This is a genomic window from Parasphingorhabdus cellanae (assembly GCF_017498565.1).
Taxonomy (GTDB): domain Bacteria; phylum Pseudomonadota; class Alphaproteobacteria; order Sphingomonadales; family Sphingomonadaceae; genus Parasphingorhabdus; species Parasphingorhabdus cellanae.
Map to the genome: position 1 here is coordinate 2209408 of NZ_CP071794.1, position 22746 is coordinate 2232153.

The 22746-nt window shown below is 52.5% G+C and carries 21 protein-coding genes; 10 read left to right on the top strand and 11 right to left on the bottom strand.

Features of this window, described 5'->3' with window-relative positions; genetic code table 11:
• Positions 1-166 precede the first annotated feature (166 nt).
• The 3 genes from J4G78_RS10525 to J4G78_RS10535 are packed head-to-tail and all read left to right on the top strand — an operon-like array spanning position 167 to position 3924.
• Entirely contained in the window at positions 167-2065 is a 1899-nt protein-coding gene (locus tag J4G78_RS10525; RefSeq protein ID WP_243457056.1) for a DUF3604 domain-containing protein, read from the top strand.
• Positions 2066-2113: 48 nt separating this feature from the next.
• The gene (locus tag J4G78_RS10530; RefSeq protein WP_207986532.1) at positions 2114-2926 is read left to right on the top strand and encodes a peptidylprolyl isomerase; all 813 of its coding nucleotides are present in this window, start codon (positions 2114-2116) and stop codon (positions 2924-2926) included.
• The gene (locus tag J4G78_RS10535; protein WP_207986533.1) at positions 2923-3924 is read left to right on the top strand and encodes a HupE/UreJ family protein; all 1002 of its coding nucleotides are present in this window, start codon (positions 2923-2925) and stop codon (positions 3922-3924) included. The genes J4G78_RS10530 and J4G78_RS10535 overlap by 4 nt, the downstream gene beginning before the upstream one ends.
• A 7-nt stretch (positions 3925-3931) precedes the next feature.
• Here J4G78_RS10535 and J4G78_RS10540 read toward each other — a convergent pair whose 3' ends face one another.
• The 6 genes from J4G78_RS10540 to J4G78_RS10565 form a co-directional block, all read right to left on the bottom strand.
• Positions 3932-4306, bottom strand: coding sequence for a DUF6768 family protein (locus J4G78_RS10540; RefSeq protein ID WP_207986534.1), 375 nt, complete (start codon positions 4304-4306; stop codon positions 3932-3934).
• Positions 4306-4869 (bottom strand): RNA polymerase sigma factor, encoded by a 564-nt coding sequence (locus tag J4G78_RS10545; protein ID WP_207986535.1) that lies wholly within the window; start codon positions 4867-4869, stop codon positions 4306-4308. The genes J4G78_RS10540 and J4G78_RS10545 overlap by 1 nt, the downstream gene beginning before the upstream one ends.
• 94 nt (positions 4870-4963) lie before the next feature.
• A complete protein-coding gene (locus J4G78_RS10550; protein ID WP_207986536.1) occupies positions 4964-5896 on the bottom strand; it encodes an SDR family oxidoreductase in 933 nt (310 codons plus the stop codon).
• 83 nt (positions 5897-5979) lie between these two features.
• Positions 5980-6753 (bottom strand): SDR family oxidoreductase, encoded by a 774-nt coding sequence (locus tag J4G78_RS10555; RefSeq protein ID WP_207986537.1) that lies wholly within the window; start codon positions 6751-6753, stop codon positions 5980-5982.
• Between the two features lie 83 nt (positions 6754-6836).
• Positions 6837-7217, bottom strand: coding sequence for a nuclear transport factor 2 family protein (locus J4G78_RS10560; RefSeq protein WP_207986538.1), 381 nt, complete (start codon positions 7215-7217; stop codon positions 6837-6839).
• 25 nt (positions 7218-7242) lie between these two features.
• Positions 7243-7671 (bottom strand): MarR family winged helix-turn-helix transcriptional regulator, encoded by a 429-nt coding sequence (locus J4G78_RS10565; RefSeq protein WP_207986539.1) that lies wholly within the window; start codon positions 7669-7671, stop codon positions 7243-7245.
• A gap of 76 nt (positions 7672-7747) precedes the next feature.
• On the opposite strand from J4G78_RS10565, the gene J4G78_RS10570 reads away from it, so the two are divergent.
• Positions 7748-8560, top strand: a complete 813-nt coding sequence (locus tag J4G78_RS10570) for an amidohydrolase family protein (protein ID WP_207986540.1) — start codon at positions 7748-7750, stop codon at positions 8558-8560.
• 28 nt (positions 8561-8588) lie between these two features.
• Here the strand turns inward: J4G78_RS10570 and J4G78_RS10575 are convergent, their stop codons facing one another.
• The 3 genes from J4G78_RS10575 to J4G78_RS10585 all read right to left on the bottom strand — a co-directional run bounded on the left by J4G78_RS10575 (position 8589) and on the right by J4G78_RS10585 (position 13189).
• Positions 8589-9635 (bottom strand): phytase, encoded by a 1047-nt coding sequence (locus J4G78_RS10575; RefSeq protein WP_207986541.1) that lies wholly within the window; start codon positions 9633-9635, stop codon positions 8589-8591.
• A complete protein-coding gene (locus J4G78_RS10580) occupies positions 9635-12445 on the bottom strand; it encodes a TonB-dependent receptor (protein WP_243457057.1) in 2811 nt (936 codons plus the stop codon). The genes J4G78_RS10575 and J4G78_RS10580 overlap by 1 nt, the downstream gene beginning before the upstream one ends.
• A 111-nt stretch (positions 12446-12556) precedes the next feature.
• Positions 12557-13189, bottom strand: a complete 633-nt coding sequence (locus tag J4G78_RS10585; protein ID WP_207986542.1) for a glutathione S-transferase family protein — start codon at positions 13187-13189, stop codon at positions 12557-12559.
• A gap of 138 nt (positions 13190-13327) precedes the next feature.
• On the opposite strand from J4G78_RS10585, the gene J4G78_RS10590 reads away from it, so the two are divergent.
• The 3 genes from J4G78_RS10590 (at position 13328) to J4G78_RS10600 (ending at position 16074) form a co-directional block, all read left to right on the top strand.
• Positions 13328-13930 (top strand): phosphoribosyltransferase, encoded by a 603-nt coding sequence (locus tag J4G78_RS10590; RefSeq protein ID WP_207986543.1) that lies wholly within the window; start codon positions 13328-13330, stop codon positions 13928-13930.
• A gap of 2 nt (positions 13931-13932) precedes the next feature.
• On the top strand, positions 13933-14967 hold the full coding sequence (locus J4G78_RS10595; protein ID WP_207986544.1) for an adenosine deaminase: 1035 nt from the start codon (positions 13933-13935) through the stop codon (positions 14965-14967).
• A 90-nt stretch (positions 14968-15057) separates the two neighbouring features.
• Positions 15058-16074 carry an SDR family NAD(P)-dependent oxidoreductase gene (locus J4G78_RS10600; RefSeq protein WP_243457058.1) on the top strand — a complete coding sequence of 339 codons (1017 nt, stop codon included), beginning with the start codon at positions 15058-15060 and terminating at the stop codon, positions 16072-16074.
• Here the strand turns inward: J4G78_RS10600 and J4G78_RS10605 are convergent, their stop codons facing one another.
• The gene (locus J4G78_RS10605) at positions 16075-16659 is read right to left on the bottom strand and encodes an NADPH-dependent FMN reductase (protein WP_207986545.1); all 585 of its coding nucleotides are present in this window, start codon (positions 16657-16659) and stop codon (positions 16075-16077) included.
• A gap of 183 nt (positions 16660-16842) precedes the next feature.
• Here J4G78_RS10605 and J4G78_RS10610 point away from each other — a divergent pair, with 183 nt between their 5' ends.
• Positions 16843-18003: an acyl-CoA dehydrogenase family protein gene (locus J4G78_RS10610; RefSeq protein ID WP_207986546.1), complete on the top strand. Its 1161-nt coding sequence runs from the start codon at positions 16843-16845 to the stop codon at positions 18001-18003.
• Between the two features lie 163 nt (positions 18004-18166).
• On the opposite strand, the gene J4G78_RS10615 is transcribed toward J4G78_RS10610, so the two are convergent.
• Positions 18167-18949, bottom strand: coding sequence for a DUF3800 domain-containing protein (locus J4G78_RS10615; protein ID WP_207986547.1), 783 nt, complete (start codon positions 18947-18949; stop codon positions 18167-18169).
• 197 nt (positions 18950-19146) lie between these two features.
• Between J4G78_RS10615 and J4G78_RS10620 the strand changes: the two genes are divergently transcribed.
• On the top strand, positions 19147-20361 hold the full coding sequence (locus J4G78_RS10620; RefSeq protein ID WP_207986548.1) for an acetyl-CoA C-acetyltransferase: 1215 nt from the start codon (positions 19147-19149) through the stop codon (positions 20359-20361).
• Positions 20362-20452: 91 nt separating this feature from the next.
• On the top strand, positions 20453-22642 hold the full coding sequence (locus J4G78_RS10625) for a 3-hydroxyacyl-CoA dehydrogenase NAD-binding domain-containing protein (protein WP_207986549.1): 2190 nt from the start codon (positions 20453-20455) through the stop codon (positions 22640-22642).
• Positions 22643-22746 lie beyond the last annotated feature (104 nt).

Here is a 22746-nt window from a genome sequence, read left to right on the forward strand (position 1 = left end):
AATCAGTTCTCTTTTATGAACACTCTAGCAGAGGAAACAAACATGCGCCTTAGCTTTGTTGACGTATCTAAGGCTGACGTTACGACAAGCTGGGCTATCAGACAGCCTCTTGCGCCGCCTTCTTTTGAACTATAGTTTCGAAAAACAGAGGATGAGGGAAAATATGATGCGCAAAGCACTTTTACTTGCAGCCTGCTCAGCAGCATTGACCATTTCAGGATGTAGCAAAGACGATGGTTCAAGTGGCTCTGATGCCGAAGTTACTAACACCGAATATCCCGAACAGGTTTTCTGGGGCGATACCCATCTCCATACCGACAACAGCATTGATGCATTCGGTTTTGGCACCCGGCTTGACACAGAAGCAGCGTTGCGCTTTGCCAAAGGAGAAGAAGTAACCGCCAGCAAAGGGGCAAAAGCCAAGCTGTCCCGTCCTCTCGATTTTCTGGTGATCGCTGATCACAGCGACGCGGTTGGCGCAACCAAAGCGCTCTACGAAGCGCCGCGTATTGCACTATTGGGTAATGAATTTTTGCTCCGCTGGCATGACATGATGCACGAAAGTGATGAAGGATCATTGCGGGTAACAGCCGAATTGATCGACGGAGCAGCGAACGGAACTTTGCCAGAAGGACTGTTCGATCCGGAAGAATCAGCGGATCGGATCAAATCCCTGTGGACCGAACATGGTGAGACGCTGGACGAATATAATGAGCCCGGCAAATTTACCGCCTTTCATGGCTTTGAATATACGCCCATGCCTGGTGGCGATAATCTGCACAGGGTGGTGATGTTCCGTGATGGATCGGACAAGACCAGCACGATTCTTCCGTTTGCCAGTTTTGATGCTGGCGACCCGGAACAGCTATGGGCTTATATGGGTGCCTATGAACGGGATACTGGCGGTAAAGTTCTAGCCATCCCTCATAACAGCAATGTGTCCAATGGCCGCATGTTTGCGATGAATAAACTGGATGGCAGCCCGATTGACGAAGCCTATATCAAAACACGTGCGTTGCGGGAGCCGATAGTCGAGGTTACCCAGATCAAAGGCGACAGCGAAAGCCATCCCTTCCTCTCGCCCAATGATGAATTTGCCAACTATGGTGATGCCGGTTGGGACAAATGCAACCTGAGCTGCAGCAAGGACATGCCTCCTGAAAGCTATGGCGGCAGTTACACCCGCGAGGCACTAAAGCGCGGCTTGGAATTCACGCTGAAAATGGGGGCCAATCCCTTCAAATTCGGCATGATCGGTTCGACCGATAGCCACACATCACTGGCAACAGCGGACGAGAATAACTTCTTCGGCAAGCATAGTGGTAACGAGATTAACAATAAGGACCGCGCTTTGGCCCCGCAGAATCTGGGCACACGCAAAGGCCGTTTTGGTTGGCATTATTTGTCCAGTGGCTATGCTGCTGTTTGGGCGACTAGCAACACACGCGAAGCTATTTTCGACGCCATGATGCGACGCGAAGTTTATGCAACCACCGGGCCGCGTATGCAGGTGCGTTTCTTTGGCGGGTTTGACTTTGCCGAGGCCGATACCGATGACCTGGTCAAAACTGGCTATGCCAAAGGCGTTCCGATGGGCGGTGACCTCACCGGTGGTGGAGGGAAAGCGCCAACCTTCCTAGTCTCAGCGCTGATGGACCCCGAGAGCGCTAATCTCGACCGGATCCAAGTGATCAAAGGCTGGATCGACGGCAACGGGAAATCTCAAGAGAAAATCTATAATATTAGCTGGAGTAGTCCCGATAGCCGTAAGGTAGGAGCCGATGGAAAGCTGACCGCCGTGGGTAACACTGTTGATCTCACCCAAGCCACTTGGGAAAATAATATCGGCGCGCCGGAACTGGTCACATGGTGGCAGGATCCAGATTTCGATGCGGGGCAAAATGCATTTTACTATGTCCGCATATTAGAAATTCCGACGCCGACATGGCCGGTTTATGACGCGCTGAAATTCGGGCTCACACTGCCGGACGATGTTATAACAATCCAGCAAGAGCGGGCTTATTCATCGCCGATCTGGTATACCCCGGCCGCTGCAACAAGCTAACGCGATAGACGCCCCAACTGCAGGGCTAATCAGGAGTATCATGCAGAGATGAAACTGCTGAAAGAACCGTTGGTCCATTTTCTAGGTGGGGCTTTGTTAGTGTTCGCATTTTTCTGGGCCACCGGCACAGGCCGCGATCCGGCGGATTATGAAATTACGATCCGCGAGACCGATGTTGCGCGACTAAAAGCCGGTTGGGTACAAAATTTCCGCCGCGCGCCCACGCCAGGCGAGTTGGACAGCCTGATCGATCAGGAGATCAAGGAGGAAATCTACTATCGCGAAGCCTTGCGTCTTGGCCTCGACCGTAATGACCCGCTCATTCGTCGGCGCCTGTTTACGAAAATGCGATTCCTCGACAATCAAGAGGGAGTGGACGACAATCCGTCGGACGCGCTGTTGCAAAAATGGCTGGATGACAATCCTGAAAAATATACTCAATCGCCCTTCTATGATCTGGAACAGATTTATCTCGGTCAGAGTGCTCAACAGTCCATTGCGGCAACACTGGATGGCCTGAACCAAGGCACTGTCAAACCTGATGCTGTCCGCAAACCGATTTCTCTGCCAACCGAATTAAAACAGGCCGATGCATCTGAAATTGCACGCCAGTTCGGGGAAAAATTTGTCGCAGGATTGAACACCATCGCTGTCGGTGAGTGGCAAGGTCCGGTGCAATCCGGCTTTGGTCAGCATCTCGTCAAAATCACGGCCAAAACAGCTGGCAAATCACCAGCGCTGGATGACGTGCGACAAGCGGTAGCCAACGATTGGCGCGCCGCACAAACAACCCGTTTGGAAGAAGCCGCTTTTGACAAATATCGCGCGCAATATGACATCAAAGTTACTGGCCGGGAATGAAGGCCTGTGTCCTTGCCATTGTTTGTTTCATCGGCTTGCTATTTGGGGGATCCGAGGTCCATGCCGATGAGCTGCGTCCTGCCTATGTAGAGCTGAACCAGATATCGCCAAGCGAGTGGACCTTGCTTTGGAAGGCATCTGCCCAATCAAGGTTGGGCCGTTCTGGGGATGTTATATTACCAGAATCCTGCCGCGCTGTCGGCGAAACCAAACGGCACTTTGTCGCATCGAACATTTTGACCAATCAAACACTCAAATGCTCCGGCTCCATCGCGGGGCAGTCCATTGGCCTTAAGGGATTGGAACTATCCACAACCGATGCGCTGGTCCGGATCGCGCCGCTGGACGAAGAAACACAAACGCTGCGTCTGACACCCGATGCGCCGGTAACCACAATCGCCCAAAAAGACGCCATCGCTAACGTTGCATGGACTTATACCATCATCGGTATCGAGCATATCGTGCTGGGCTTTGATCACCTGCTATTCGTATTGGCGCTTGTGCTGCTGCTAAAAGGCGGGTGGCTTGTTGCCAAAACAGTAACCGCTTTCACTATCGCACACAGCATTACCTTGATTGGTTCCACGCTGGGCTATTTGTCCCTGCCCTCGCAACCGGTTGAAGCCATTATTGCGCTTTCCATCGTTTTTCTGGCGGTCGAAATCGTGAAGGCACAACGCGATGATGGTCGAGTTGGCGCGCGCCTGTCAGAGCGCTTTCCATGGATCGTCGCATTCCTGTTCGGCCTACTCCACGGCTTTGGTTTTGCCGGTGCCTTAGCTGAGATCGGATTGCCGCAAGATGATGTTCCGATGGCGCTTTTGACGTTCAACCTTGGCGTCGAGATCGGGCAGTTGCTAATTGTAGCTATGGCCTTTGCTGTATTGGCTTTGCTTCACCGCTTTCAGCAGTCATGGTTGCAACCAGTCAAAACAACAACCTCCTATGCGATCGGTATTATCGCAACCTATTGGTTTATCGAACGGATGGTGGCTTGAGCGGCGATTATTTAATTTTGTCACTCAACTGCGAAATGCGCAGCTCCAGCGCTTTCAGTTCGCTCAAAACCGACAGCAAGTTCATTCTCTGGAAAATCCAGTTCTTCGAAAAACCAACCATCATGAAAAGAAGTATTACACCGGTCGACCATAATATTATTTCCCTTGTGTCGACGGCGTTAAATGCGCGCCAACCAGAATAGAAAGCGCCCATCGCGACAAAGAATGTTATGATCGTGATCAAATAGGACCAGAACCGCATCGGTCCCTGTAATGTTGCGCCCAACTGCTCAAAAAGACCGCGGCCATTTTCCAAGTCTTGGAGAAAAGCCTTGTCCTCCGCGCTGAGCGTTGCGTCCAGCTTGTCATCAAATTTTGTCATCACATATCTCCTTCATTATGTTCGTCATCTAGCGCTGCCTTTAACTGCCGACGTGCATGAAATAGGCGGGATTTTGCCGTACCGATTGCCGCACCCGTTACCTCGGCAATCTCCTTGATCGTCAAGCCTTCACCGAAATAGAGCAAAGCTGCGGTTCGGTGGTCATCGCTTAGGCTGTCAAAGGCTTGATCAATCGTAACCTTGTCTTCGCCGCGCGGCGCTACGGATAGTTCCGCATCTTCAGCAGCGACAGTATGAAGGCTGCGATGCTTCCGGTTTCTGCCTATCTGATCCGCGCATTTGCGGTGCAGGATCGTATAGGCCCAGGCGGGAAAGCGGGATGGATTGCGCAAGCGGCGCCAACCCTTGCAAATCCCGCTCCATGCCTCCTGCACCGCGACCCGCGCCTGTTCTTCATCACGCAAGAGCCGGTAGGCCGTCCGCATCAATCGCGGATGCCACCGCGCCGCCAATCGTTCGCCCGCGCGCCGGTCCCCGGCCTGAATCCGGGTCAGCAACAGCTCATCATAAATCCGGTCAGTATCGCTGTAGCGCATAGACATCCCAATGGCCTTTACCCCTATAGTCGGAGCAAAGTGCCAAAAGGTTCAATCTTAAAATCAGCTTTGCAGAAAATTTCCTACGCGCGCAGAGACCCTAGCCGGCAGGTGGCCGGTGGGCGCTGTCCGACCAGTCCTGTCGCGCGGCCCATTGTTCCAGCGTTTCAAACTCGACCTCGGGCAGGCGTTGCTGCATGAAATCAGTATTGACCCAGAATGGCTTGGTCTCTGCCTTATTATTATATTCGTAGAAGGCAGCAATGCCGGCCGACATGGTTTCGCGATTTTCTTCCGGCACATCGTCACCAAAAGCGCCTACTAACAGGTCGCCAAATTCTGTTGGCGTGCATGGATCATATTTAATCTCACGGCCAAAGACTTTGGACAATATTTCCGCGACCTGTGGCGGCTTGATGCGCTGCGGTCCACCGATGTTTAGCCATGATCCTTCAAAGTCGGGGCGATCCATCGCGGCAACCATGCATTTGCCTACATCGTCCAGGCTGATCCAGTTTGCTTCCAGATGCGCTTCATGAGGATAGACATAGCGGCTTTCATCCACGATGAAGGGCCGGGCCCAATTGGTCAGCAGATTGTCCATGAACAGCACTGAGCCAAAGACAGTTGCAGGCACGCCCGAACGAAAAATCGAGTTCACGGCAATCGTATTATTGCCATAGGTAAATGGGTCACCCGGGCGCTCTGGAATCCAGCTTGACGTGTTCCAGATAAAGCGTTTGCCGCCCGCCTTTTCAACCGCAGCAGCGACGCGACCCGTTAAAGTGGCCCGGTCCTCGCGCGCTTGCAGGGGATGGGTGTAGAAGACGGCGTCCGAGCCTTCAAAGGCCGGAACCCAGGTTTCCTCGTCGTACAGATCAAAGATGCGCGCTTCATCGGCAATGTTGCTGCCACCCAGATCAGGGGTTTCGCTGCGCGATAGTGCTCGTACCCTATGGCCGGTTGCGCCCAATTGCCTGATTTGCGCCAATCCCTGACGCCCGGTTGCGCCGACCACTGATACCAATGCCATCTCAAATCCTCCTTTATATCTGCAAAGGAAGGTAATCGCACAGGCACCGGCGCCCAACGCTCCATTTTATCAGGGCATTTTTGTTAGGATGCTTGCTCGTTCAGCATCCTCTGCCAGCGCTGCATACCGGTAATCCAACGCTCCGGATCACTGCCCTTTTGCTTGATATAATCAGCCACTTGCGGATGCGGCATGATCAGGAAGCGTTCTTCTTCAATGGCATCAAGCGTGATCTGCGCCACCGCTTCTGCCGTCAACATACCGTCTTTCTCCACGGTCGATGTATCGATGCCTGCCGTCATCGCGGTTGCCACGCCTTGCGGACAAAGGACCGAGACTTTCAGCCCATCGTCGCCATGGGTGATCGCAAGCCACTCTGCGAAACTGACAGCCGCATGTTTAGTCACGGAGTATGGCGCCGATCCAATTTGCGCGAGGAGGCCAGCCGCAGAAGCCGTGCTCAGTATATAACCGCCACCGCGCGCCAGCATTTTCGGAACCAAGATTCGGGCTGCGCGAATATGTGCAAGGACGTTGATGTCCCAGATTTTCTGCCAGCCATCATCCGCAACCTCTACGCCGCCTTCCATGATGATCCCGGCATTGGAAACGAACAGATCGATAGGGCCGATGTCACTTTCTACAGTCTCGATAAGCGATGCGATGTCCGCTTCTAATGACACATCCGTTTGTATCGCTGTTCCGCCAATATCGCCCGCAACAGATTGCGCACCGGCCAAGTCGCGATCAGCACAGACGACATGTTTCGCACCTGCGGCCGCAAAGCGACGCGCCATAGCGGCACCAATTCCGCTCGCGCCACCGGTTATGACGATGATTTTGTCTTTGAGATTCATAAATGGGATGTCCTGTTCAAACTGTTTTGCAGGACATTAGGGGAAGGATCTGCCAATATACAAGCGGCGTCTGGTTTTTATGATCAACCCTGTTCAAGCACTTGCCAGGCCGTCGCACTGTCATAGACAAAACGCTCTTTCATGATGCCGTCGGCTGACCAGATTTGATGGGAAATTTCATTAAGCCTACGCGTAACGCCATTCTTGTCCGTCGCGTCGAACGTCCACATGATCATGACATGATCGCCGTCTACCAGCACGGTTTCTGGTGGATGGGTTTTCATTTCTTGTAGGCGATCCATTGCCCGCTTCTCATGCGCGATCAGGTTATCCCGACCCCGCCGCGGCGGTTCTCGGTTTTCCTGCATCGTCGCATCGACATGGTAAAAGTTTTTAATGGCATCGGCATGATCGCCATGCACGACGGCTTGAATAAATTGATCTACTCTCTTGCGGCTTGGCATGGATTCTCTCTTTCTATCGGTTTCTCTATTCATCCAGCGCGGCAAGAATGTTTTTCAGGCCTATCGCTAATCGTTCCGCATCTTGCGCATCGATATTTTTGTCGAGCACAGCGTTTATCTTGCCAAATGGCGCCTTAATATCGCTCAACGCGGCCAATCCTTTTTGCGTTATGGCAAGTTCCCAAGCCCTGCCATCTGACGGCGATCGTTTTCTGCTTATATAGTCTGCGGCCAATAGACGGCTCGCCATCGTCATGACGGCACTTTCTCTTTGCGACAATTTGTCGGCCACAAAGCGTTGTGTAACCGGTCCGTCTTTCGCGATTATCGACAAGGCCGCTGCTTGCGCCGTTGTCAGGCCAGCCGAGACTTTCAACGCGCCGTCTGCCCGTTTTTTTAAGCGATGCGCCACCAGTTGCAGCAAAAAATAGAGACGATGCTCTGACGCTGACATCCCTTTTCCTTCAATATTGACTCCAATATAAGTTTATTACTACACATATGTAGTTTATTTGCAAGAGGAGATAAGAATGGGCGCGATTGATGTCTGGTCACAAATGACTACCGAGCGCATGGCCAAAGCCCCTTGGCTAGAGACCTTGCTGCGGTGGACCGATCAGTCCGGGGATCCCTTAATACCCTCTACTGAATCCACTTTGCAGGCGATGGATGCGGCGGGCGTGGATATTTCCCTATTGTCAGCCTGGCATGGCCCACAGGGGTCTCTGATCAGCAATGAAGAAGTCAGTGATCAGGTTGACAGCGCACCAGACCGATTCCGCGGCCTTGCAACGGTGGAACTAACCAACCCCATGCAAGCCGTCCGGGATATTCGGCAATGGGTCGATGGCAAAAAATTTGTCGGGGTACGAGTCGTTCCCTGGCTTTGGGATTTGCCGCCCAATGACCGCCGCTATTATCCCGTCTATGCCGCCTGCGTTGACCTAGACGTCCCGTTTTGCACACAGATCGGGCACACGGGGCCGCTATTGCGATCGGAAACTGGTCGGCCCATTCCCTATCTGGAGGATGTTCTGCTCGATTTCCCTGAACTGGTTGTCGTGGCCGGCCATGTCGGCTTTCCGTGGATTGATGAACTGATTTCCCTGACCATCAAGTTTCCCAACTTTCATGTCGATACATCCGCTTATGCCGTTCATCGTCTTCCCACCGATTTTGTCAACTTTATGAAAGGCATGGGATCCCGGCGCGTTATGTTTGGAACAAACTGGCCGATGTTGTCGCCAACCCAATGCTTAAAGGAACTAAACCAGCTGGACCTGACGCCCGAACAACAAAACGCCTTTTTGTTCGGCAATGCCCGCCGGATTTTCAAACTTTAAGCGGCGGGACTGCCTTTGTCTTTGCCCATCAGAGATTCAAGGCTTGGAGGATCGCGTCCCAGGAGAGAAATTTGAAATTCTGGGTGTTGTCGCCATTGTCCCCGTCTTGCGCAACGAAGATACCGCCGGAATAATCGGGTCCGAAATCACCCAGCATCAATTCTATCCCGTCGGTGTCCGATACTGTATCAATAACACCATCTTCCACAATGAAGCGCGTGCGAAACTGTCCGGATGGCAGATCATAAATCGCAAAGCTGTTGTTGCCTTGACTTGACGCCAGCAAATATCCGCCACGCTCCCCGTCCGGAGCCAGCGCTAATCCCTCCACATCCGCGACCAGTTCACCCTCTGCAAGAACAGCAAAGCGGAGGGGTTTAGGATCAGGCCGCCTCAGATCATAGGACCAGATTCCGACATTTTCCTCCCCGACATAGAGCATACCCGTCCGGTCATCGACAACGCAGCCTTCCGCCTGCGTTTCCACCTTGAAAGTCCGCTGCACTTCGATGGATGGCGCACCGTCCGAAAGCGTGACAGACATTTCAATAATGCTGCCCTCTTTGGTGATAATCATAGCGCGCAAATCGTCTGCGCCCAGCACCCCAAAACAAAATCCATAGGCCTCACCGATTCCTATCACGGTGTTTGCCAAAGGCACTAGCGCGGCATTCTCGCTGTCCAATGTATAGAGCGCGAGCCGCGGCACTTCGCGGTCGCGCCGGTCACTGGCCCCAACCAATATGACATCGCCAGAAGCGGTCGATACCGTTCTGATATCAATATTATTCACCGCTTCCGCTGCAAGAAACGACTTTTGCCGGCCCTGCAAATCATAAACATGGATGCCTGCCTTTTTATCTGTTCCGATGATCAGGCTTTGCGACGGATCGTCCGGGTTCCGCCAGATCGCCGGGTCGTCGGCCGCGTCATCGCCTACCGTCCCGACACTTTCCGTTTCAGCGACAGCGGGTATGGCAACGATATCCGGCGTCGGAGCAGCATCTTCGCTGCACGCTGTTACCAAAGACAATCCGGCTAATGGCAAGAGTGGCCATGCTGTTAAACCGCGCATCAGAAGTTCATCTTCGCGCCGAATTTGGCGGTCCAGCTATATTCTTCAAATTGCAGCAAACGGCGGCGATCATCGCGGTTCTGATAGGCAAAAAACGGCTCGTCATTGATATTCACCCATTCGAGGAAGAATTGCAGATTCTTGTTCACTCGATATTTGGCGCTGGCATCGAGCTGGAAATGGCTAGCCACTATCCGATCATCTTCGGCCGACGCGCCGATTTCATCAAGATACTTGTCACGATAAGTCCCCGCCAAACGAAAGCTGAACGGTCCCTTTTCATATCCCAGTACCGCATTTAATGTGTGCTTGGAAGATGCGGGGAGAGGGATGTCCCGACCATCATCGAGCGTACCCTCAGCATCGGTATAAGTGTAATTCACCTGCACCAAAAAGCCGTCAAGCGGCGAAGGCAGGAAGGTCAGAGCCTGACTGAGACTCAACTCGACACCCTTGATGGTCGCGCTGTCGCCATTGATCGGAATAACCGCTTCTTCAAACGTAATGCCATTAAATTCGCCGCCATCTTCGTCAAAGGAATCAACGATAAAATCTTTGACGTCCTTATAGAAGAAATTGGCAGAGATCGCGCCATTATTGCTGAAATAATATTCTGCTGACGCATCGAAATTCCATGCGCGATAGGGGCGGAGATCGGGATTGCCAAAATTGCCTTCATTGTCATCACTAAGTTCAAACCGCGGTGCCAAGTCGGCAAGATTGGGCCGCACGAGACTGCGATAGGCAGCGGCGCGGAACACCAGATTGCGCTGCGGTTCAAAACGGATGTTCAGACTTGGCAGCCAATTGTCATAGTCATTGGAAAACTGTACCGGCGTTATGGTTGGTCCCTCTTCATCCACACGATTTCCGCTCAGATCGGTTTGGGTGTTTTCGTAACGGACGCCGCCAACCACTCGCAGTGTATCGCTATCCCACCGGCCGAGCAGATAACCAGCAAGTATGTCTTCATCAGCTACATAATCGCCTGCTGCAGAGTCAAAGATCGAATCTTCTGGCTGCAAAGTGAACAGGTCAAAATTTTCGAAGAAAAAATCACTCGCGCCGCGCAGGCTAGGGAGCGGACTGATATCTGTGATGCGATAGGTCGGAAAACCGAGCACATTTCCAAGATTATACGTTCCGGTTTCATCCTCATAAAATTCAACGTCGAGATTATAGGATTTTTCCCGCCAACGCCCTTTGAAACCGGCCTGGAAAGTGAAATCACCACTACCCATGGCAAATTGACGGCCAATATCAAATTGTGCCGCATATTCTTCATCTTGTGCATCGGAACGTTTAGTAAATTCGATTTCATCCAGCCCATAGCCTGATGGATCCGTGGCAATATCCCCGCCGCTGCGATATTCAAAAAGCGGGATTTGATTGTTGCTATAGTCGAATAGCACATCAAGGCCCTCGCCTTGAAAACCTCTGATAAAAACTGTTGGGTCAACCGAACCATCTTCCAGTTCGCTCGATTTCGCCCAGCTTGCAGAATATTCGATGGTCCATGGACCCGTATTGGTTTCCCCGCCCAAGGCGATGGAACGGATTTTCTGTTCTTCCTGACGATCCTTGATATCACGCTCAATCTCAATTTCGCTTTCGTCCTCAGGGTTTTCCAGAGTTGGCATAAAATTGGGAATTGCGTCCCGCAAAATTACGCTGTTTCGATCTACGCCCACCACGTTAGCATCACCGAGCTTGAATATATTGCGCCGCCGGAATTCCTGATCATCAAACTGACTGTATATTCCGCGTGCATATAATGTCGTGTCATCGCTGGCCCGAAAATCGAGGGAGAGAGACGCACTGATCCGTTCCCGCTGCACATCATAATCGCGATATTGAACCTCTTTGGCGTAACCGAAACCTTCATCGGTTGTGGTCCAGTCTTCCGCCTCAACATTATCGGTTTCAAACCGGCGATTATAGTAAGATAGTCCCCCGGCGATGCCCAAATTGTCGCTTAGACGCGTGGAAAAGTCGATACTCGCTTTGGGAGAGGCGACGTCGCGCAGATCATTATAGCTGCCTTCGACTTTAACCGACAGAAGGTCTTTCTTACGGTCAAAAGCGCTGACTGTATTAATCTCAATAGATGCCCCAATCGTATCGCCATCCATGTCGGGAGTAAGTGACTTTTTCACCTCGATCGATTCAATCAGGTCACTCGAAATCACGTCGAGCGCGACGGATCGGATGTCGGATTCCGGCGAGGGCAATCGCACACCGTTAATCGAACTGCTGTTGAGATTCGGGTCGAGCCCGCGGACCGAAACAAAACGGCCCTCGCCCTGATCGTTTAGGACATTGAGGCCGGGCAAGCGGCGCAACGATTCCGCCACATTTTGATCTGGAAACTGACCGACGGAATCGCGCGTCAAAGCGCTGACCACACCATCTGCCGCACGCTGACGGGACAAGGCGCTGGCTTGATTAGCCGCCTGCCCGACAACAAGAATTTCATTCCGGCCCATAGCCTGCATGACCACATCAGTCCGGACGTTGCCGGTCTCTGGAACATCCACTTTGATGGTGACCATATCGGCCCCGATATAACGGGCTTCAATCGTATAGCTACCCGCCGGAACATCTGGGAAACGATAGGCGCCGCCACGTCCAGATCGGGTGACCCGGTCCAATTCGACAATGCGCAGTTCGGCCGATTGCAAACCCTGGGTCGCACTGCCTTCGCTGACCGTTCCAATAATCGTGCCGGCCCATACAGATGTCGGCATGGCAACGCTAGCGAGCAAAGTGGAACAGATAGCAAGGCGGCGGATATTTTTTTGTACGGACATTTTAAAGCTCCCTCGATTTGAGGGTGCCCTAGGGACTGCTTGTTCCAAAAATATGCGTAGTTCGTGACGCTGCGATGACGATGTTATTGCAGTTTTATGGTATCACGGGTCTCAGCCAGCCGCGAAGCTATATTCTCCGCCTTTCTCAAGGCCACGTTGATAGGCTGGCCGGGCTTGCAGCCACTTAACAAATGTGGCCAGCTTCGGATGGGTTTCCGAACGGCCCTGAGCAATTGCCACCTCTGCGGGAAAGCTCAACATGAAGTCGGCGGCGCCCAGCTTGTCGCCCATAAAATGGCCAGACGACGAAAGTTCGCTTTCCATGAAGTCAAAATGACTGGTGAGCTGTTCGTTGATCCGCGGCATAAGCGGCGCACCGGCTTCTTCTAGCCGGCCCACGTAAAGGTTTAGCAAAATCGGTGTCATCGCTGAGCCCTCGGCAAAGTGCATAAGTTCGAGATGGCGAATATAATCATCCGTCCCGCGCTCTGGCACAAATTGCTCGCCGCCGTGATGTGCGCAGATATGTTCAACGATGGCGCCAGATTCGATGATCATGCGCCCGTCATCCTCGATCATCGGTGACTTGCCGAGAGGATGCAGCGCGGTCAAGCTAGGCGGTGCCAAGTTGGTTTCCGCATGACGCTTATGGTAGCGGATTTCATAAGGCCTGCCGATTTCTTCGAGCAACCATAATATCCGCTGGGACCGGCTATTGTTGAGATGGTGGACGATCAAGGTCATTTTGGGCTCTCCGGGAAATATAGGTTTATCATGTTTGAAACAGCGGCTACTTATCTCCCTGCATAATGCTAATACGATAATATCCTAGGATTTTATTCGTGATAGCGTTCCCGAAGGCTGCCGGAGAATGGGATCGATATGACCTCAGAAACACCTATCACAAAAACCTACATCACTGCTGATGCGTTATTGTCGGACAGCTTTCGGCTCGGCATGCAGATATTGAAGAGCGATTTCTCTCCGACCCATATTGTCGGCATATGGCGCGGCGGCGCACCGGTTGGAATTGCGGTCCAAGAAATATTGGAATTTCACGGCGTCTCGACAGACCATATCGCGATTAGAACTTCCTCTTATTCCGGGATTGATAAACAGGAACGGTCCGTGCGGGTGTTCGCGCTTGGCTATCTAATTGATACGCTGAACCCGGAAGACAATCTGCTCATCGTCGATGATGTGTTTGACAGTGGCCGCAGCATTGAAGCATTCTTGAAAGAACTGAGCGAGCGATGCCGTCACAACATGCCGAAGGATGTGCGCGTTGCCACTGTCTACAGCAAACCGTCCCGCAACAAGACCGATTTGCACCCTGATTTCTTCATCCATGAAACCGAGGATTGGCTGATCTTCCCGCATGAACTGGATGGACTGACCAAAGAAGAAATATGCGCAAATAAATCGGATGCTGCGATCATTTTTGACGAACAAGAAATCCCCAACCCTGTCATGATAAAGAGCTAGATATGTCTTTTGCATCCCCCGAACAGCGTCAAGCCTTCATTGCCGGTATTCCGAAAGCCGAACTGCATCTGCATATTGAAGGCTCGCTTGAACCGGAGATGATGTTTGCGCTGGCACAGCGCAACGCCATCGATATTCCTTTCGCTTCGGCGGAAGAAGTGCGCAAGGCCTATGCCTTCTCAAATCTGCAGGATTTCCTGGATATCTATTATCAGGGAATGAATGTCCTGCGCACCGAGGAGGATTTCTATGACCTGACCATGGCCTATTTTCGGCGTATCCACGCTGACAATGCCATACATGCCGAGATATTCTTTGACCCACAGGGCCATACCGAGCGCGGGGTTGCCTTTTCAATCGCAATAGACGGCATATTGCGCGCATTGGATGATGCGCAATCGGGCCTGAATATATCATCGCAGCTGATCATGTGCTTCTTGCGCCACTTAAGTGAAGAAGATGCGCTCGCAACGCTGGAAAAGGCAACGCCTTATCTCGACAGAATAGCCGGGGTTGGGCTTGATTCATCCGAACTCGGCCATCCGCCTTCCAAATTTACGAAAGCCTTTGCCAAGGCTAAAGCCCTTGGCCTCAAGGCAGTGGCCCATGCCGGCGAAGAAGGGCCACCGGATTATGTCTGGGAAGCCCTCGACGTTTTGAAAATCGAGCGGATGGATCACGGTAACCGGTCATTGGAAGATCCTCGGCTTGTTGAACGCCTGCGAGACAATCAAATGACGCTGACCGTCTGTCCCTTGTCCAACCTCTCTCTGTGCGTCGTGAATGACCTCAGGGACCATCCTCTGAAAAAGATGCTGGACCTTGGTCTGCGTGCCACCGTCAATTCCGATGACCCGTCCTATTTTGGTGGATATCTCAATGATAATTACGAGGCGACCGCATCTGCCCTGGACCTCGACAAGGATGACATCGTCGCATTAGCCAAAAATAGTTTCCGCGGTTCGTTTCTCGACGAGGAGGCAATTAGTCGGTCTCTCCGCGATATTGACGACTATGTTGCGCGATTTGATGGATAAACGGGCTGAACCGAAGTCGCTCCATTGGAAATCTGGGCTTTTTGCTGTTACTGCGCAGGAATATGATCCGAATGACCGAGGAACGAATATATGAACCAAATGGATGATCAATCAGGTTGTTCTGACACCATATTGGTTACCGGCGCAGCGGGATTTATCGGCCACGCGGTTTCTCAACAGCTGATCGCACGCGGAGAGAGCGTCATCGGCATCGATAATCTGAATGATTATTACGATCCGAAGCTGAAAGCGGCGCGGCTTGAAAATTTGCAGGAATTGCCAGGGTTTCAATTTGCGGAACTGGACGTCTCCGATGCCGAGGGCGTCCGTAAACTGGTGGAAGATAACGGCGTGAAACGCATCATCCATCTCGCTGCACAAGCCGGCGTGCGCTATAGTATTGAAAATCCGTTTGCCTATCAAAAGTCCAATCTGGAAGGTCATTTGAGCTTGCTTGAGGCAAGCCGTCATACGCCTGATTTCGAGCATTTGGTCTACGCCTCCTCCAGCTCTGTCTATGGCGATAAGCCGATGGGCGGAGAGGGGTTTACCGAAGAAGAGCCCGCGGTTGACCCGGTATCTCTTTATGCCGCCACCAAACGCTCCTGCGAATTGATGAGCGCATCCTATGCAAAGCTTTATGGCTTTCCACAAACCGGCCTACGCTTCTTCACCGTTTATGGCCCATGGGGGCGGCCGGATATGGCCTATTTCGGCTTTACCAAAAAGATTCTAGCGGGCGAGCCCATTGAAGTTTACGGCGAAGGCAAAATGGCACGGGATTTCACTTATATTGATGATATTGTTGAGGGCATTTTAGGGTCGCTGGACAATCCACCAGCCTCTGGCGAACATCGGGTATTGAACATCGGTGACAGCCGGCCGGTCGGTCTGATGGACATGATCAAGGCTCTGGAACAGGCTCTCGGCATGGAAGCAGAGAAAATCATGCGGCCCATGCAGCCCGGCGATGTCACAGCGACCTATGCTGATGTGTCCAAGCTCCATGCGCTGACCGGTTATGAGCCGAAAGTCATGCTGGAAGATGGCTTGAAACGCTTTGTCAGTTGGTATCGCGACTTTTACGGCAATCTGCCGCCGGACTGATTATTGAGTCAGATATTGTCGCCGGTGTGAGCCGCGCATGACCTGTTGCGCGACGAGACGAAGCTGCTCATTCACCGCTTCATCTGCGCAGACACCGTCTTTAAAAATGCCGCCCGAGGCGTTTATTCCAACGCCCAATGGCGTTGGCCAACCGCGCAGCGCATGAACGATTGACCGCATCGCCGCCAATGTCGAGCCGGTGGCTTGCCACCCATAAGCGGTAACGATCAGTCCAACCGGCAAGCCATCAAGATATACGCGCTCATCACCGGCGGTTTCCTCGATATAGTCGACAGCATTTTTGACCAGGCCGGAGATCGTACCGTGATAGCCCGGGCTCGCCAGGATTATGCCATCGGCACGGCGAACGGCTTCGACAAGCGCCTTGCCCGTTTCGTTTAATCCCGCCGGGTCAGAACGATAATGTGGCAGGGCGCAAAGCTTGGCTGATCCAAACAATTCCGTTTCAGCGCCAGCATCGGCAGCGGTCTTTAGCGCAATTGCCAATGCCTGTTCGGTCGAGCTGAATGGGTTGGTCGTTCCACCAAGGCCCAGGATAAAGGGTTTGTCGTCGTTTTTCGCCATGGACACTCTTAACAAGCCTTTTCAAATAATTGCAACGGTCAACTATGGCGCGAGATCATGGTCAAAAGAACAGCTTGCAGGGTCTGGTCAAGCCGTGTTTTAATTGACCGATTAAAACGAATTCGTTATCGCGACCGGCGATGACAATGATGATGAACCGCTAAATATTGAAGGATTTCTCCGATGCGTAAATTTACCGAAGAGCAACATATGTTCCGCGATGCCTATCGTCGCTTTCTCGCCGATGATGTTGCACCGCGGATGGATGAATTCCGTGAGGCCGGTATTGTTGACCGTGAAATTTTCAAGAAAGCAGGGGATCAGGGTTTCCTGATGATCTGGCCGGATGAAAAATATGGCGGTATGGGCGATGATGATTTCCGCTACGAGCAGATCATCATCGAGGAAACCACTCGCGCAGGCTGCGCCGAGTGGTATAATACGCTGCACAGCCGTTTGGTTGGCCCTTATTTCAAGAATATCGGCAACGAGGAACAGCGCGAACGCTTCCTGCCCAAATGTGTGAGCGGCGAAACCATATTAGCAGTGGCAATGACCGAGCCTGGTGCCGGTAGTGACCTGTCCGGCATGAAGACGACCGCCACCGATAACGGCGATCATTGGGTCCTGAACGGCTCCAAAACCTATATCTCCAACGGCATTAACGCGGATGTTGTGATTGTCGCTGCGAAAATAGCGGGCGTCGATGACAAGCATGCGATGGTATTGCTGATTGTCGAACGCGGTATGGAAGGCTTTGAACGCGGACAGAATCTGGAAAAAATCGGGCTACATGCGCAGGACACGGCGGAGCTCTTTTTCAACAACGTCAAGATTCCGAAAGAAAACCAGTTGGGCACACCGGGCAAAGGCTTTATCCATCTGATGGAAGGGTTGGCCGAAGAACGGCTGATCGCGATGGTCGGCTATGCCGCCTCTGCCCGCCGCGCCTTTGATGTGACGCGAGAATTTGTCATGGAGCGTGATGTCTTTGGCAAGAAACTGTCCGACATGCAGAACACGCAGTTCAAGATGGCCGAGATGGATTCCAAGATCGACATGCTGCAGGTCTACGTCGATCATTGTGTTGAGGTCCATAACCAGGGCGGGCTCAACGCCAATATCGCCGCCAAGGGCAAGATGCTGGGCAGCGAAATTGAATGGGAAATGGCCGATCTCGGGCTGCAGCTGCATGGCGGCGCGGGCTATATGAAGGAATATGAGATCAGCCGCATCTTCACCGATGCGCGGATGAGCCGCATCTATGCCGGCAGTAGCGAGATCATGCGTTATATTGTCGGGCGGGATGTCTTCAGCCAGAAATATCAAAGCATATTGGAGTAGAAGAAATTCATCCCGCAGAGGTAATTTAACAGAGAATATTCTTCAGCGACTCCAAAAATCGATTGATATTCTCTGATTCATATGTTAATAATTTTGTCAAGTGGATTGGGAGAACTCGGTCGGCGTTATAGCCTCGGTGAGAATCACCGGGGCTTTTCGCTTTCTAATTTGGATGTATCTTCAAGCCCCAACCTTCGTAGCCACTGCCCAAGTTATCCCGGCCACCCTCGCAATAGAACTTTGTTTTGAGCACTTCAAAAGCTCGGTTTGGCTGATCGGGGCGCATATAATGAATGCCAATCGGTCGGGCCACCAAGTCAGCGAGTTGTAGGCCAGCCGAATTGACCTTTTTATCGGCCAAAATAATCTCGAATGGCAGCTTATTTCCAGAACTGTTGGATCCAGCGCAAATTCGGCGAAACTCTAACTCCAGCTCTCTATCTTCCTTAGTGCCTCTTCGTTCAAAAACGATATGAGTCTCGTGGTCCTCCTGACCTTTCTCCGCGAGCAGATCCGCGAGCGTTTCGAGACAAAAACCAAGCGCTACATGATATGGATTAGATTCCTCTTTATCATCAACACGGATTTTTCGTTTATCAATTAAACAAGAAATTAGAATGAAATTGCTCTCTTCGATGACTTCTGTGAGACTCTCCATAAATTGAATTTTTGCCTCTCGATCACGGAATCTAAAAACTCCTTGTTCTTTTCTAATATCCCGTTCGTGAAGTATTACGATGTCATGGCCAAACTCATCGAATTTCAGTTTTTCGATCGCCGAAACGACATTTCGTACATAATTATCCTGATAGAAAACACAAAATGCTAAAACGAAGACGGGATACTTCTCATCTACTTTATCAAGTGAGTGATCACCACTTTCATCAACGTAGACAATAAATTTACTGCGACTGCATTCGTCCTTAGGATTTTTGCTCTTTGCCATGAAAAATATTATAGCAATTGATGATATTGTTGAAAAGTCACTTAAATTTAGTTGGTTGCCCGCTTAACTGTGACACAAGCCCAAAAGCGAGCAATACAATTGCGACTTGACGTTTACGTAAACTGCTTGACTGCGCCCCGGCGCAACATTAACTATGCACTTAACAGTCCAGACTTAATCAAAATAAGGAATATCGCATGACCGAAGCCTATATTTATGACGCTGTGCGCAGCCCGCGCGGCAAGGGCCGCAGCGACGGCAGCCTGCACGAAATCACCGCTCTTGATCTCGCGTCCCAGGTGCTCGCTTCGGTCAATGACCGCAACGAACTGGACGGTCATGAAGTGGAAGATATTGCTTATGGCTGTGTTTCCCCCGTTGGCGAACAGGGCGCAGTGATCAGCCGCATGGCCGCGCTGAAAGCTGGTTATGCCGACACTACTTCCGCAATCCAGGTCAACCGCTTCTGTGGTTCCGGCCTCGAAGCCGTGAATATCGCGGCGGGCAAGGTCAAATCGGGTGAAGCTGATCTCGCCATTGGCGGCGGCGTCGAATCCATGTCCCGCGTGCCGATGGGCAGCGACGGCCTGGGCGGCATGGCCGACCCTTCGCTGGTGTTCCAGGAATATTTTGTGCCGCAAGGCATTTCCGCCGATCTGATCGCCACAAAATATGGCTATAGCCGCGACGATGTCGATGCCTATGCCGTGGAAAGCCAGAAGCGCGCCGCGAAAAGCTGGGAAGAAAAGCGTTTTGCCAAATCGATTCTGCCAATCAAGGACGTGATCGGCGAAACTGTTCTGGACCATGACGAACTCATGCGCCCTGAAACCGATATGCAGTCTCTGGGTTCGCTTAATCCTGCGTTTCAGATGATGGGTGAACAGATGCCCGGATTTAACGATGTCGCGATTTTGAAGCATCCTGATGTTGAGAAAATGAACCACGTCCACCATGCGGGCAACAGCTCGGGCATTGTCGATGGCGCCGCCGCTGTGCTGATCGGCAACGAAGAAGCAGGCACGAAATATGGCCTGAAACCGCGGGCGCGGATTGTTTCCATGGCGTCGATCGGATCAGAGCCAACCATCATGCTGACCGGCCCTGAATTTGCCGCGCAAAAGGCACTCAAGCGTGCGGGCATGGAAGCCAGCGACATTGATGTGTGGGAATTGAACGAGGCATTTGCCGCCGTAGTCCTGCGCTTCATGGAAGCGATGAATGTCGATCATAGCGATATCAATGTGAATGGCGGCGCGATTGCCATGGGCCATCCTTTGGGCGCCACCGGCGCGATGATCCTTGGCACGGTGCTGGACGAACTGGAACGTTCGGGCAAGCAGACCGCTTTGTCGACGCTGTGCATCGGCGGCGGCATGGGCATTGCGACGATTATTGAACGGGTGAACTAGAAAATCCCGATTGTGTCCCCGCGAAGGCGGGGACCTGTTGCGCTAACCTCAAGGAGACTCCCGCCTGCGCGGGAGTACAGGAGATAAAAACATGACTTACGAAACACTCACCGTCGATATTGACAGCGATGGCATTGCCCTTGTCACCATCGACCTTCCCGGCCAGTCGATGAACGTCTGGAATGAAGGCCTGATGACTGACTTCCCGAAATTCGTCGATGAACTGATTTCCAATGACGACATCAAAGGCGCCGTGATCACATCGGGCAAGAAATCCGGCTTCCTTGCCGGTGCCGATCTCAACATGCTCGGCTCTTCCAAGGCCGAAACCATGAAAGAGGCATTTGATCAGGCTTGGCAACTCAACAGCGTGCTCCGCAAGATGGAAACCGGCGGTAATAGTGCGAAGGACCTTCTGAAAGGCAAAGCCCACGCCAAGCCGGTTGCTTGCGCGCTTAACGGCCTCGCCCTCGGCGGCGGTCTCGAACTGGCGCTTGCTTGCCACTATCGCGTTTGCGCCGACAATCCGAAACTGCAACTTGGCCTGCCCGAAGTGCAAGTTGGTCTGCTGCCCGGTGGCGGCGGAACCCAGCGTCTGCCGCGTCTTGCCGGTTTGCAAGCGGCTGGTATGGCGATCATGATGGGTCAGCCGATGAACCCGCAGGCTGCGCTCGCACAAAAGATTGTTGATGAAGTCGTTCCTGCTGACGAAGTCGTCGCCAAGGCGAAAGCGTGGGTCAAAGCCAATCCCAAAGCATCTGCGCCTTGGGACAAGAAGGGCTGGAAATTCCCCGGAGGCGCTGGTTCCATGGATCCCCGCGCCGTGCCGCTGTACCTCGGTTCGTCGGCCATGGCGCTGAAACAGAGCAAGGGCAATTACGAAGCGGTCAAGGCGATCCTGTCCTGTCTCTATGAAGGTTCGATGTTACCCATCGACACCGCATTACGCGTCGAAAGCAAATATTTCACCAAACTGCTGAGCGGTCCGCAATCCAAGAACATGATCCGCACCTTGTTCGTGAATAAGCAGGCCGCCGAAAAAGGCGCCGCGCGTCCCAAGGACGTGCCGGCTTCCGACCTCAAAACTGTTGGCGTGCTGGGCGCAGGCCTGATGGGCTCGGGCATTACCCATGTGACAGCCAAGGGCGGCATGAATGTCATCGTCCTCGACCGTAATATGGAAGAGGCACAGAAGGCGATCGATTATAGTCAGAAGATTGTCGACAAGGGCGTGAAGCGTGGCAAGATGAGCCAAGAAAAAGCCGATGCTTTCATGGCGCGGATCACCCCGACCGATAATTATGACGATCTGAAAGATGTCGACCTGATCATCGAAGCGGTATTTGAACGCCCCGATGTCAAAGCCGACGTGATCAAGAAAACCGAAGCAGTCATCGGCAAGGATGTGGTTTTCGCATCCAACACCTCGACGCTTCCGATTACCGGTCTCGCGAAAAACAGCGAGCGTCCCGATCAGTTTATCGGCATGCACTTTTTCTCACCGGTTGAGAAAATGCCCCTGCTGGAAATCATTCCCGGCGACGAAACCGGCGACAAGGCATTGGCCGTGGCGCTCGATTATAATGCCAAGATCCGCAAAACGCCGATTGTGGTCAAGGATGTGCGCGGTTTCTACACCAACCGTGTGTTCCCGCCTTATGCCAATGAGGCAATGCTGATGGTTGCCGAAGGCGTCAAACCCGCACTGATCGAAAATGCGGCCATTGCCATGGGCATGCCGATTGGCCCGCTCGCCATTGTCGATGAGACGACCCTGCAACTGGGTTACGACATCATGACGTCAACCAAGGAAGAAATGGGCGACACCTATGTTTCCAGCGGGACAGAGGATCTGATGGAATTGATGGTCAAGAAGATTGACCGTCGCGGACGCCGCTTTGGTGGTGGTTTCTACGAATATAGCGATGATGGTTCCAAGAAATTATGGCCTGGTCTCAGCGAGCATTTCCCGCTGGCAGAAGAACAGCCCGATGTTGAGGAAGTCAAACAGCGGTTAATGTACATCCAGCTGATCGCGACGGCCCAATGTTTCCACGAGGGCGTTGTGTCCGATCCGCAATCTGCTGATCTCGGCGCGATCTTCGGTTGGGGCTTTGCGCCATGGACCGGCGGCCCGATGAGCCATATCGATACGATGGGCGTCGATAATTTCGTGCGCACCGCCGACAATATGGCCCAGAAATATGGCGAGCGGTTCAAACCGCCGATGAGCTTCCGCGAAAAAGCGGATGCGGGTGAGAGCTTTTACAAAGCGGCCTAAACGTCGTCGATAATCACGAGTATTGTGCCCCCGCGCAGGCGGGGGCCCATCTCCTATATTACCATCTTGAACCGCCGGTAAAAGTACAGCGCGATATTCGATTT